The sequence below is a fragment of the Brevundimonas sp. CEF1 genome, assembly GCF_051353055.1.
Lineage (GTDB): Bacteria > Pseudomonadota > Alphaproteobacteria > Caulobacterales > Caulobacteraceae > Brevundimonas.
This window is the reverse complement of sequence record NZ_CP195593.1, coordinates 553,469-565,361: the sequence shown is the minus strand read 5'-3', so window position 1 is coordinate 565,361 and position 11,893 is coordinate 553,469. Positions and strand designations below refer to the sequence as shown.

Genomic DNA, 11,893 nt, shown 5'->3' with positions numbered 1-11,893 from the left:
GAATGGCGCGTAATCGCGACCCTTTCGCCAGCGCCTTGCGTACGCTCCGCGAGCGAGCGATCGCAGGCGTCTTCTCCCCCGGCAAGCCCATCATTATTCTGGACGAAGCCCAGGCTCTGGGCCTGTCCACGACCCCCGTTCGCGAAGCTCTCGCCTGGCTCGGCGGCGAAGGTCTCATCAGCCGCGCCCCGGCTGGCGGCTATGCCGGTCTCAGCCTCGACCCCATGGGGCTGTCCGGTCGCTACAGGCTCCGTCTTCACTGCCTGGAAAGGGGCCTCTCCAGCGCAACGAACCTCAACCCGTTTCCGCCGGACGAACCGGCCCGGCTTTTCAGACATATCGTGGCCGGCGCGGCCGATCCCGCCTTGATGGGGTTGTACGACCGCACCCAGAGCGTCCTCCAGAGGTTCGCCGTCGTCGAAGCGCAGATGCTGGGAGATATGCCGCTCGCGCTGGAGAGGGTGACGCGCCACCTGACCAGGGGTGATGCCGAAGCGGCGGGCGCCGAGCTTCGCGCCTTCCACAACCGACGCATCAACGCCGCCCCCCTCCTCGCGGAGAGCGAAATGTCCCAGGCGGGCGCGGTGTGAGGGCAGGACCTGCCTCGCGGCTGGACCTGACATCCCTGAGGTGGACCATCGCCGTCGCCAGCGCCGGCGGGTTCCGAAAGGCCGCCGACGCCCTCGGCGTCGAACAGTCCGCGCTCAGCCGACGGATACGAGGCCTGGAGGACGAAATCGGAGTCTCCCTGTTCCACCGCAACCCCGGAGGCGCCTCCCTGACCTTCGCCGGGACGTCCTTCATACGGGGCGTGGAACATGCGCTTGATCTGCTGACCGACTGCGTCACGGAGGCGCAGGAGGCGGGCCAGGGGCGACTGGGCAGGCTGAAGATCGGGCTGACGCCCTCCTTCCTGTCGGACGCCTTGTTCGGCCTCCTCGATCGATTTCGCGGCGCCCATCCCCATGTCCAGATCGAGATGGTCTGCGGCGATGCAGAGGATCATCTCGCCGCCGTCGCTGATCGGCGGCTTGACGTCGCCGTCCTGCCCGGAGGCATGACGGTGACCGGCCTGGACATGTCGGAGCTATGGCGGGAAAGCCTTCACGTCGTCCTGCCCGCGAGCCATGTCCTCGCCCAGGGCTCGACGGTCGATCTCCTGGCCCTTGAACAGGGTCCGCTGCTGATCAGCGAAGGCGACCTGGGCGCCGATGTGCTCGCTCACGTCGGCCTCCCCCCCTCCGTGAGCGTCAGGATCATCCGGGCCGGACTGCCGATCCTGTTGTCACAGGTCGAACTCGGCCTCGGGCTGGCGATCATCGCGCCCAGCGCTCTTGCGCACGCCCGTCTGCCGGCCGGACTGACCCACCGGCCGCTCAGCGCCAAGGACGGCCTGAGCGTCAGCTTCGCCGCGGCCTGGTATCATCAGAACGACAACCCGGCGCTGCGCCGGTTCGTCAGTTCAGCCCGCGCCGCGCGCTGACGTCGGATGAGCCAGCGCACCTGAAGACGATCGGCCGACCACCTGACGCGCCTTTGCTGTGATGAAGGATCTGTCGGCCGCCATGAAGCGGGTCAGCATGGGGGCGATGAGTTGGGCGGCTGCGTAGGTTCTTTCCCCGTCGGCTGAAAGCACCTCGGCGTACAGGACCAGGTCACGGTGAACGTCCGCAGGCACTTCAATCGTCATCTTCACCGGAGTGTCGTCCTGCAGACCCGCCAGCTTGAGCGTGCTCATGGATCAATCTCCATAGGGTTGAAGGTTCAAGTCCTGGGTCAGGATGATGCGGAAAGCGAAACCCGGGCGGATGGTGATACGGGGCGGGATCGACAGGCCGCGTTCGACCAGACCTCGCCCCAGAGCGTCCATCCCTCGCCCTGTCCCGTCGCGGAGGGCGCGCGCCACGCGGTCTGCATCATCCACGTCAACCGCCGCGCCGCTGACGGCGAGCAAGGTCGTCAGGGCCGCCGCCCTCAGTCGTTCGCTCCAGCGCTGGTCCGTGCGGTCCTCAAGGCCCGCATAGCCCCGGGCGTCAGACGCCGCCTCATCCTCGAGGGCGATAGAGCGGCCGTTCGGCAGGATGATCCGGGTCCAGCGCACCGTAAGGCGAGTCTGCCCCTGGCTCACATCCGAGGCATGCGACCCGATCAGCCGCGAGCCCTTGGGGATCAGAAGGTCCCGACCGGTCAGGGTGTCGTGCACATCCGCGGTGATCTGGCCAAGCACGGGTCCCTCCAGGTCGGACCGGATGCCCGTCACCAGGCTGGCCTCCAGGACCGATCCCGCCAGCAGGGTTGCGTCCGTCGCAGCGTCCGCCCTCCTGTCGACCTTGACCTCGGGCGGGCCGCCCGGCGAGCCCCGTGCGCTGTCAGAATTGATCGAGCCGTTCTGGATCAGAAGCAGAGGCGAGCCGCGCGCCGCTTCGGCTTCCACGCGGCGCCGTTCGCCCTCGGCGCGGCGCACCTCCGCCCGATGCGCGTCGGGACCGGCAGATGCTGTCGCGCCCGGGCGCGCCTCGGCGGCGTTCCGTGCGTTCAGGACGGGCTTGCCCAGGTCGCCGGGCAGCGGCGGCCCCAGTCGCGGCGCCGCGTAATCCCCAGGCAGGGCGCGCACAGCCTCGGGCCGGGGAGCCCTGGATGGAACGAGTTCCACTGACGGCGTTTCCTTCGAGGTCTTCACCAGGCCGAAACCCGCTGCGGTCGAGACGGCCGCCACCAGGCCGGCGGCCCCCGCCATCGCCACCTTGCGCGAAAGCCGGAGAGGTTTTGGCGGATCAGCCCTGAGCCTCATGGCCCTTACGGTCGGATCGAGGTCGGCGGACGCGTCCTTCATCGTCCGTCCCTCCTCTTTTCGATCGCCACGGTCTGGGTTCGCCGGCCGGAAACAAGACGAAGCTCCGCCTTGTCGAACAGACGGTCGACGACGACCCGACGGCCGAGCACGCGGTAGTTCACCAGCGCCGCATCGCCGTCGGCTTCGATGAGAAAGAGCGGCGGGAGGCTTGCCTGATCGATCGCGGCGTCGAACTCGAGAACGACCTGCCGACCGTCGTCAAACACCCGTACAGGTCGCCAGGCCAGTCGCGGGCCCGATACGCGATAGCCGAAGTCGAGGTCCTCCAGCCTCATCCGGGGCTCGGCGTCGCGCTCGGCCTGCCGCGTGGCCCGAGCCTCAAGGGCGACGAGGTCGTCGAGCGGATAACGCCAGGACACGCCGGCCATATAGGCGACGGGTCGAGCGTTGAGCTCTATATGATAGGTCCGCCGGTCAGTGTTGATGACGAGGTTGGTTTTCAGGTCACTGCGCGTGGGTTTGACCAGAATATGGGTCCGACGGGCGTCGCCGGCGCCGCTTTCCGTCTGGCCGATGATCCAGCGAACCGTGTCGCCGGCCGCCACCGGCCCCTGCCCCGCCAGGGCCTCTCCCGGCTGCAAGGCGATGTCGGTGACATGTCCGGGCGCAGCGTAGATCTGAAACAGCGCGCCCGCCTCATAGGCGTAGACCTGGGTCGCATTCAGATAGTTCTCGCTGGACGGTTGCACACGCGCGGCGGCGTTGGCCGCGGCGACGTCCGCTCCGGGAGACGAAACGCTTCTCGGCGCGGACTGGAATGTCGACGCCTCTGTCACGCAGGGAACAGCAAGGCAGAGCGCGACCAAGGCCGCGGACGGCAGGTGGCTGCGGCGCATCAGTTGATCTCCTTCGACCAGTTGAAGGCGTGGACGAGCACGCCGAGAGGATTCTTCCGCAGGTCGTCGGCCGTCCTCGGCGGCTGGACCGTCACCGTCAGGATCGCCGTCCATCGCTCGGTGGTCGAAAGGCGGCCGTCGATGAAACGCCGCTCGGTCCAGGCGACCCTGAACGAGGACGGCGAGGCGCGGATGATGCTGGAAACCTCGACCCCGACCTGAATCCGGCCCACATCGGCGAAGGGATCATGGGTGCGGGCGAAGTCGGACAGGGCGGCGGCGCCCTGGTCGGTCGTATAGTCGTAGGCGCGCAGCCAGTTGTTCCGGACCACGACCGGGTCCGCCGGGATGCTGCGGACCTGCTCGATGAACCTGCCGAGATGCCAGGCGATCTGGGCGTCGCTGGGCGAGTATCCGGCCTGGGCCGGGGCGACGGCGATCGCCTCGCCATGCTCGTCCACCTCGACGATCCAGGGCGTGACGACGCCCCGCGCGGACTGAACCACGAGGGCGGAGGCCAGCCCCCCGGAAAGGCCGAGCGCCATCAGGGCGGCCAGGCGCCAGTTGCGCGCCTGGACCCTGGCCGACCCGATCCGGTCGTCCCACGCCTGGGCCGCCCGCTGATAGGGCGTCTCCGGCGCGGGCGTGCGCCCGTAATGGCCGCTGGAGCGTTTGAACGGATTCATGAGCGGTCCTCGCTGACGGAAACGGATGCGGAGCCCCCGGGGCGATCACCGGACCGGACCGCGTGAAGCGCGCCGGCCACCCCATGGGCTAGAGCCTGACGGCGCTCCATCTCCCTGGCCCACTGCGGCTTGTCCTTCGGGCTTGATGCGGTTGATCCGGCGTCGGCCGGGGTCGCCGCCGATTGGCCACCGGCCGCAGCCGACGGTGCCCCGTCCCGCCGACCGACGCCCGCCTCCGGGCCCGCGGAGGCGGCTTCCGGCGGGGCGGCGGACTTCTGCTGCGTCTTTCCTGACGGCTGAGCATCCGGATCGACGCCTCCGCCACCTCGCCCGCCGCCGCGGCCAGGCCCGCCCCTGCCTTCGCCGCCCCGCGTCCCCTTCCCGTCTGGAGATCCGCCGCCTGAACGCGGGCCAGAACCCCCGCCGGAGGCCGGAGCCCCGGCGCGCGACGCGCTCGCGGCCGTCCCGGCCCGTCCCGCGAGACCGGCCCCCGCGCCCGCCGCCAATCGGGCGCCGGCCATGCCGACCGCCGCAACGCCGCCGACCGCCAGACCGGTTCCTATCGCGGCGCCTGCCCCCAGTTGAGGCGCGCCGGACACCAGGCCCGTGGCGATCCCGGGGCCGAAGATGGCGAGACCGGCCAGACTGAGGGCCGCCAGGGTGACGGCCAGAACGTCCTCAAGCGCCGGCGGCCGGCCGCCGAAATCCGTGACGAAGGCGTCGAACAGGCTGGATCCTATGCCGACGATGACAGCCAGAACCAGGACCTTGACGCCGGACGCCACGACATTGCCGAGAACACGCTCCGCCAGAAAGGCGGTCTTTCCAAACAGACCGAAGGGAATCAGGACGAAGCCCGCCAGGCTCGTCAGCTTGAACTCGATGAGGGTGACGAAGAGCTGGATCGCCATGATGAAGAAGGCGATCAGGACGATCAGAAAGGCGACCATGAGGATCGCGATCTGGACGAAATTCTCGAAGAAGCCGGGAAAGCCGGACATTTCGGCGGCGGCCATGAGCATTGGGCGCCCCGCATCAATCCCCGCCTCGGCGAGCTTGCCGGGCCTGAGAAACTCCTCGGTCGAAAGGGTCGTGCCAGAACCTTTCAGGCCCAGACCGGCGAAGCTGGCGAAAACGATCTCGGACAGCCGCTGGAAATTGCCGATCAGGAAGGCGAAGAAACCAACGAAGAGGGTTTTCTTGACCAGTCGGGCGAGAATGTCGTCGGACGGCCCCCAGGCCCAGAACAGGGCGGCGAGCGTCACGTCGATGACGATCAGACTGGTCGCGATGAAGGCGACCTCCCCTCCCAGAAGCCCGAAGCCGCTGTCGATGTAACGGCTGAAGACCTCGAAAAACCGGTCGATGACGCCGGAGTCAGTCATGGCGTCCTCCGGCAAAGAAGCGTCGTCGGCTTTCCGCCCAGGCGGCATGACAGGCCGCATCGGCGCCGCCGGCCTCTCCAAGCGCGCGGCAGCGGACCAGCTCCGCTGAAGGCCCGGCCGCCGTCGGGCCCACGGGCCGTCCTGACCGGAGCTCCCGCGGGCTCGCCAGCGCCGCCGCGACAAGGGCGCAGATCGTGATCATGACGGCGGCTGCCGCCAGAGGATCCCTGCGGATCAGGTTTCTCACTGCTCCGGCTCTCCCATGAAGCGCCGGAAGCGCGCCTGGGCGTCCGCACGCGCGGCGGCGCGGTCGGCGGCGTCCAGGGCCTCCGCCCTTCCTTGTGCGGCAAGCAGGCCGGTGAGCTCGACCAGTTGGCTGGACTGCAGGGCCAGCAATTGATTGCCGGCCTGGGCGGCCTGGAGCGCGCCCGCCGCGCCCTGGCTGGCGCTCACCAGACTTTCCAGCTCCTCCCGGGTCGCACCCAGTCCCTGGACCACGCCGGCCTGGACGCGCATGGCGTCCTCGAAACCGGCCACGGAGGAAAGCCAGCGCTGACGCGCCCGCGCCACCAGGTCTCTCTCGGAAGTCGACAGCGCCACGGCGCCGTAGCGGGCGTCGAACGCCGCCTCGATCGCCCGAACGTCATAGGCCAGGGTCTGGGCCTGCGACAGAAGACTGCGCGTGCGCTCCACCTGTCCCTGCAGGGTCCGTAGCGAGGAATAAGGCAGGCTTGTCAGATTCCTCGCCTGGTTCATCAGGGCGGTCGCCTCGTTCTGCAGCGACTGGATCTGGTTGTTGATCTGTTCCAGGGCGCGGGCGGCCTGGATGACGTTCTGAACGTGGTTGGTCGGATCATGGACCACGACCTGGCCCGCCGCCGGTCCTCCGCACAGAAGGACGACAATGGCTGCCGCGGACAGGGCGAAAGGCGAGCGCAGGCGTTTCATGGCGAGTCTCCGGCTTGAGGGATGATCGGGGTTTCGAGCAGATCAGCCGCCCACGGCAGGCCGCGATGGCGCAGCCAGACCGCTCCGAACCCGGTTCTCCCGGCCTTGGCGAGAACCGCGCGGACGGCGGCCTGATCCTCCGTCGATGAGGCGGCGCAGAAGGCCAGAGCGACCGGGCCGAGGCCGAGCTCGAACAGCCGGTTTCCTGCGCGTGACTGGCAGTAGTAGTCGCGTTTGGGCGTCGCCTGGGCCAGGATGTCGATCTGCCGGTCATTGAGGCCGAAACGACGATAGACGGCGCTGATCTGCGGCTCGCGCGCGCGAGCGTTGGGCAGGAAGAGCCGGGTATGGCAGCTTTCGACAATGGCGGCGGCGAGGGGACCGCCGTCGATGTCGGCGAGCGACTGGGTGGCGAATACCACCGAGGCGTTCTTCTTGCGCAGGGTCTTGAGCCACTCCCGCAGCCGGGCGCCGAAACCGGACGCATCCAGGGCGATCCATCCTTCGTCGATGAGGATCAGGGTCGGGCTGCCGTCCAGCCGCGCCTCGACCCGGTGAAAAAGGTGATCCAGAACGGCGGGCGCGGCGGCCGAACCCATGAGGCCTTCCGTCTCGAAGACCTGGATCGATCCCGTCCCGAGGTGTTCATGATCCCCGTCGAGCAGGCGTCCCCACGGCCCCGCCAGGGTGAAGGGCGCAATCGCCTGCTTCACGGCGATGTTCTGAACCAGGGCCGCAAAACCGGACAGGGTGCGCTCGTTCGCCGGCGCCCCCGCCAGGCTGGTAAGGGCGGACCAGATCCGATCCTTGGTCTCGGGATCGACCGCCACGCCTTCTCGGGCGAGAAGATCGATCAGCCAGGCATGGGCCCAGGCGCGCTCGCCGGGATCGTCTATCCCCTCGAGCGGCTGAAGGGTCAGACCGCCTTCGCGGTTCTGCAGGGCCTCTCCGAGATCGTGGAAATCGCCGCCCATGCCGAGCGCCGCCGCCCGGATCGATCCGCCGAAGTCGAAGGCGAAAACCTGGGCGGCCGGATAGCGGCGGAACTGCAGCGCCATGAGCGCCAGTAGGACGCTCTTCCCCGCCCCTGTCGGCCCGACCATCAGCGTGTGGCCGACATCCCCGACATGATGGGAGAAGCGGAAGGGCGTGGCGCCGTCCGTGCGGGCGTGGAAGAGGGGCGGGCCGTCCAGGTGGGGGTTCCAGTCCGGCCCGGCCCACACGGCCGACATCGGCATGATGTGAGCCAGGTTCAGCGTCGAGATCGGCGGCGTCCGCACATTGGCGTAGACCTGCCCCGGCAGGCCGCCGAGCCAGGCTTCGACGGCGTTGAGGCTCTCGGCGATGCAGGTGAAGTCGCGTTCCTGAACAGCCTTCTCCGCCTGGCGCAGCTTGGCGTCGGCGACCGCCGGGTCCTCGTCCCAGACCGTCAGGGTGGCGGTGACGAGGGCGTAGCCCACGCCGTCGGCGCCGAGATCCTGAAGCGCCAGATCGGCGTCCTCCGCCTTGTTGCCGGCGTCGGTGTCCATGAGGACGGCCGCCTCATTGGTCATCACCTCCTTGAGAAGGGCGGCGACCGACTTGCGCTTGGCGAACCACTGGCGACGGATGCGGCCCAGCAGGCGGGCGGCGTCGGTCTTGTCCAGGCACAGGGCCCGGGTGGTCCATCGATAGTCGAAGGCCAGGCGATTGAGTTCGTCGAGAAGCCCGGGCCAGGTGGCGGTGGGAAAACCGATGATCGTGAGGACCCGCAGGTGCGACCGGCCCAGTCGCGGCGCCAGCCCGCCGACCAGGGGCTGGTCCGCCAGGAGGGCGTCCAGATGCATGGGGGTTTCAGGCAGCCGCACAAACTGAGGCGCGGTCGAGACCGTGGCGTGCAGATAGGTCAGGGTGGATTCATCGTCGAGCCAGTCCGCCTGGGGCATGAGCCCCTCGACCAGGGCGAGGAGCCGGTCCGTGCGATCGACGAACCCCCTGACCTGGCCGGGCCAGTCCACGCCCTTTTCCGCCTCCCCCTCGTAGAGCCAGCGCGCCGCCCGTCCCCGATCCTCGGTCGGCGGCAACCAGACCAGGGTGAGATAGAAGGCGCTTTCGAAATGCGCCCCGCGCGCCCGGAAGGCGGCCTTGCGCTCCTCGTCGACCAGACCGGACACAGGGTCGGGAAAAGCGCTCTCGGGATAGGCGGCGGCCGGATGACGCTGCGCCTCCACGAAGAGGGCCCAGCCGGAACCGAGCCGGCGCAGGGCGTTGTTCAACCGCCCCGCCGCCCCGGCCAGCTCGGCATTGGTCGCGGAGTCCAGGTCCGGCCCGCGAAAGCGCGCGGTGCGCTGAAGCCCCCCGTCCTTATTGAGGACCACGCCCGGCGCGATCAGCGCGGCCCAGGGCAGGAAGTCTGAAAGTCGCCGCGGCCGGGCGCGGTATTCCTGAAGCGAGAACATGGTCAGACGTCCAGATGAGCGGGAAGCCGCAGGTGGCGACGCGCCGCCTCGACGAAGTCCGGGTCGTGTCGGGCGGCGAGGACCCCGAGCGCATGCCCGATGACCCAGAGGACCATGCCGGCGACCCAGAGCCGCAAGCCCAGCCCCAGGGCGGCGGCGAGGGTGCCGTTGACGAGGGCCAGGGCGCGCGGCGCGCCGCCCAGAAGGATCGGCTCGGTCAGGGCTCTGTGGACCGGGGCGACGAAGTCTTCGGGGATCGGGTCGGACATCAGACCAGGGCGCCGCCGCCGAAGGAGAAGAAGCTGAGGAAAAAGGAACTGGCCGCAAAGGCGATGGAGAGGCCGAACACGATCTGGATCAGGCGACGGGCTCCGCCTGAAGTGTCTCCGAAGGCCAGGGTCAGGCCGGTGACGATGATGATCATCACGGCGATGATCTTGGCGACCGGCCCCTCGATCGACTCGAGGATGGACTGAAGCGGGGCCTCCCAGGGCATGGAGGAGCCGCCGGCCAAGGCGGGTGAAACCGAGGCTGCGGCCGCGATCAGCACAAGGGCGGAGTGAAAACGACGACAGGCGATCATGGAGATGCTCCTGGGCAGGTGAGGACAGGTCAGCAGGCGATGGGCGACAGCCGGTAGCCGCCGTCGGCGTCCAGGCCGTCGACGGCGGCGAGTTCGACCAGGCGTCTTTCAGCGCCGCGCCCGGCGAGAACGGCGATGAGATGGATGGTGTCGGCGATCAGGGCGCGCGGCGGGGTGACGACCGCTTCCTGGATGAGTTGTTCAAGCCGGTAGAGGGCCCCGCGCGCCGACTCGGCGTGCAGGGTGCCCACCCCGCCCGGATGTCCCGTGCCCCAGGCCTTCACCAGATCCAGAGCCTCCGCGCCGCGGACCTCGCCGACCGGAATCCGATCCGGCCTCAGGCGCAGGGCCGAGCGCACCAGGTCCGTCAGGGTCACGCCCCCGTTGAGGGTCCGCAGGGCCACGGTATTGACCGCCGCGCACTGCAGCTCGCGAATGTCCTCGATGAGGATGATCCGGTCGCCGCTGCTCGCCATCTCCGCCAGCAGGGCGTTGACCAGGGTGGTCTTGCCGCTGGACGTGCCGCCTGCGACGAGAATATTGCGTCTTCCGGCGACAGCATCCCGCAAGCTCCGGGCCTGGCTCGCGGTCATGACGTCGGCGGCGACGTAGTCGTCCAGGGTGAAGACCGCGACGGCGGGCTTGCGGATGGCGAAGGCCGGGCCGCGCACGATTGGCGGCAGTAGACCTTCGAAGCGCTCCCCCGTCTCCGGCAACTCGGCCGAGATGCGCGGATGGTTCTCGTCCACCACCAGTCCGACGTGGTGCGCGACGAGCCTCACGATCCGCTCGCCCTCCGAAGGCTCCAGCCTCTGGGCGGTGACCTCCAGGCCGGTCGTCAACCGATCCAGCCAGATCCTGCCATCGGGGTTGAGCATGACCTCCGCCACGTCCGGCGCGGACAGGGCGTCCAGCAGCGCCGGCCCTAGAGCTGTGCGGAGCATCCTGAGGCTGCGCGCCGGAATGGTCATGGCGTCCCGTCTGCGAGAGCGGATCGACGACCGATCCGGACGGGGGCGACAAGAGAACCTCAAATCGCCAGGGTTCAACACTCCGGACGGCGTAGTAGGGGTTTGTCGCAGAAAGACAGGCGATCGGCGGCACGGCCGGCCGTACCGGAGCGCCCGACCTTCGATGCTAACGCTCGGCTACACGTGGATCCTTAGTCGGTGAATGAAAAGGCGGGGTCATCCGATCGGCGCAGCGAACCGTATCGCGCCCAGGCCCGGGACTTGCTCCGGGCCGACGGCACGAACACCCCCGTCGAGTTCCGCTTCATCATGACCCGTTCCTCTCGCGTTTCAGAACTTCGCCAGCTGCAGCTCAACGCCGAACACATGGCCAGGCTTTCACCGTTCCAGGCCGATCGCGACCGGTTCGCCGGCCTGGCGGAGCGCTATCGCAAGGAAGCCGATGCTCTCGAGATGAAAGGCGAAGACGCGCCGGTGAGGGGCAGGTCCGTCCGCAGGATCTGACAGCGTCGGCTTCCCGAAAGGGCCCGCCCTTCAGCCCCGATCGTCTGAGGGGCAGGCGCAGAATCTCGTCGAACGACCGCACCGGCCGAACGGCGATATCGCCTGGGGATCGCGTAGAAACACCCGGTCAGCTTCGGCGGGACCCCCGTGCAGCCTAAGACATGGCGGCGAAACGCAACGCCGGCTGTCCCGCTCCGGGAGCAACCTTTTCCCGACTTCACGGTTACTCCCGGCTGGTGATCAGTTTCGCTCTTGCCGAGAGAGATTGGTCATGCGTTGAGCCCCCGGGCTCGGCTCCTGGGCCCGCCGCCTTTAAACAAGGAGGCGGGCCTTTGGCTTTGTCAGTGTGAGACAAGGTCCACCCTAACCAGCGAACGAGACCCGACCGGGAGCCGCCTCGGCTATCCGGCACAGGTCTGGGGTCGGACGCATGGCCATGCCCGTCAGGGTAAGCGTGGCGCCGTGTCGTAGCTCGCTCGCGATCTGGATCAAATCCTCAACGGAGCGGGTGTCGGCATAGACCACGATGCTGCCGCCGCTTCTCGCGAGATCGCAGAGTTCGCTGGTCGCTTTCCGCTGCATGCCCACTCTCCTCAAAACCCGTCGCAGCCTATTACCGCTCCCAGAGACTTGAGGCGTCAAGCGCTGCCTATCTGTCCTTGAACGCCGTCGGGATTCGGCGTGCCTG

Annotated in this window: 15 protein-coding genes; 3 read left to right on the top strand and 12 right to left on the bottom strand. The window is 68.6% G+C overall.

What is annotated here, in order from left to right:
• Positions 1 to 2 precede the first annotated feature (2 nt).
• Together ACR9FL_RS02865 and ACR9FL_RS02860 are read left to right on the top strand one after the other, a co-directional pair.
• Positions 3 to 590 carry a hypothetical protein gene (locus ACR9FL_RS02865; protein ID WP_436357053.1) on the top strand — a complete coding sequence of 196 codons (588 nt, stop codon included), beginning with the start codon at positions 3 to 5 and terminating at the stop codon, positions 588 to 590.
• Entirely contained in the window at positions 587 to 1,483 is an 897-nt protein-coding gene (locus tag ACR9FL_RS02860) for a LysR family transcriptional regulator (RefSeq protein ID WP_436357052.1), read from the top strand. The genes ACR9FL_RS02865 and ACR9FL_RS02860 overlap by 4 nt, the downstream gene beginning before the upstream one ends.
• Here the strand turns inward: ACR9FL_RS02860 and ACR9FL_RS02855 are convergent.
• Genes ACR9FL_RS02855 through trbB form a run of 11 tightly spaced genes read right to left on the bottom strand, consistent with a single transcriptional unit; the run spans position 1,463 to position 10,701 of the window.
• The gene (locus ACR9FL_RS02855; RefSeq protein WP_436357051.1) at positions 1,463 to 1,738 is read right to left on the bottom strand and encodes a DUF2274 domain-containing protein; all 276 of its coding nucleotides are present in this window, start codon (positions 1,736 to 1,738) and stop codon (positions 1,463 to 1,465) included. The two genes, ACR9FL_RS02860 and ACR9FL_RS02855, sit on opposite strands and share 21 nt — an antisense overlap.
• Positions 1,739 to 1,741: 3 nt before the next feature.
• Entirely contained in the window at positions 1,742 to 2,833 is a 1,092-nt protein-coding gene (locus tag ACR9FL_RS02850) for a TrbI/VirB10 family protein (protein WP_436357050.1), read from the bottom strand.
• On the bottom strand, positions 2,830 to 3,690 hold the full coding sequence (gene trbG / locus ACR9FL_RS02845) for a P-type conjugative transfer protein TrbG (RefSeq protein ID WP_436357049.1): 861 nt from the start codon (positions 3,688 to 3,690) through the stop codon (positions 2,830 to 2,832). Before trbG ends, ACR9FL_RS02850 begins: the two co-directional genes overlap by 4 nt.
• Entirely contained in the window at positions 3,690 to 4,376 is a 687-nt protein-coding gene (gene trbF, locus ACR9FL_RS02840) for a conjugal transfer protein TrbF (protein WP_436357048.1), read from the bottom strand. Before trbF ends, trbG begins: the two co-directional genes overlap by 1 nt.
• Positions 4,373 to 5,761: a P-type conjugative transfer protein TrbL gene (trbL, locus tag ACR9FL_RS02835; protein ID WP_436357047.1), complete on the bottom strand. Its 1,389-nt coding sequence runs from the start codon at positions 5,759 to 5,761 to the stop codon at positions 4,373 to 4,375. Before trbL ends, trbF begins: the two co-directional genes overlap by 4 nt.
• Complete coding sequence (gene trbK-alt, locus ACR9FL_RS02830; RefSeq protein WP_436358110.1) at positions 5,754 to 5,963, bottom strand: putative entry exclusion protein TrbK-alt; 210 nt, start codon at positions 5,961 to 5,963, stop codon at positions 5,754 to 5,756. The genes trbL and trbK-alt overlap by 8 nt, the downstream gene beginning before the upstream one ends.
• A gap of 41 nt (positions 5,964 to 6,004) precedes the next feature.
• Entirely contained in the window at positions 6,005 to 6,709 is a 705-nt protein-coding gene (gene trbJ / locus ACR9FL_RS02825) for a P-type conjugative transfer protein TrbJ (protein WP_436357046.1), read from the bottom strand.
• The gene (gene trbE, locus ACR9FL_RS02820; RefSeq protein ID WP_436357045.1) at positions 6,706 to 9,147 is read right to left on the bottom strand and encodes a conjugal transfer protein TrbE; all 2,442 of its coding nucleotides are present in this window, start codon (positions 9,145 to 9,147) and stop codon (positions 6,706 to 6,708) included. The genes trbJ and trbE overlap by 4 nt, the downstream gene beginning before the upstream one ends.
• Positions 9,148 to 9,149: 2 nt before the next feature.
• Positions 9,150 to 9,416: a VirB3 family type IV secretion system protein gene (locus ACR9FL_RS02815; RefSeq protein ID WP_436357044.1), complete on the bottom strand. Its 267-nt coding sequence runs from the start codon at positions 9,414 to 9,416 to the stop codon at positions 9,150 to 9,152.
• Positions 9,416 to 9,730 (bottom strand): TrbC/VirB2 family protein, encoded by a 315-nt coding sequence (locus ACR9FL_RS02810; RefSeq protein ID WP_436357043.1) that lies wholly within the window; start codon positions 9,728 to 9,730, stop codon positions 9,416 to 9,418. Before ACR9FL_RS02810 ends, ACR9FL_RS02815 begins: the two co-directional genes overlap by 1 nt.
• A 29-nt stretch (positions 9,731 to 9,759) precedes the next feature.
• On the bottom strand, positions 9,760 to 10,701 hold the full coding sequence (trbB, locus tag ACR9FL_RS02805) for a P-type conjugative transfer ATPase TrbB (protein WP_436357041.1): 942 nt from the start codon (positions 10,699 to 10,701) through the stop codon (positions 9,760 to 9,762).
• A gap of 198 nt (positions 10,702 to 10,899) precedes the next feature.
• On the opposite strand from trbB, the gene ACR9FL_RS02800 reads away from it, so the two are divergent.
• Complete coding sequence (locus tag ACR9FL_RS02800; protein WP_436357040.1) at positions 10,900 to 11,205, top strand: hypothetical protein; 306 nt, start codon at positions 10,900 to 10,902, stop codon at positions 11,203 to 11,205.
• 363 nt (positions 11,206 to 11,568) lie between these two features.
• On the opposite strand, the gene ACR9FL_RS02795 is transcribed toward ACR9FL_RS02800, so the two are convergent.
• Positions 11,569 to 11,787 (bottom strand): hypothetical protein, encoded by a 219-nt coding sequence (locus ACR9FL_RS02795; protein ID WP_436357038.1) that lies wholly within the window; start codon positions 11,785 to 11,787, stop codon positions 11,569 to 11,571.
• Between the last annotated feature and the right edge of the window lie 106 nt (positions 11,788 to 11,893).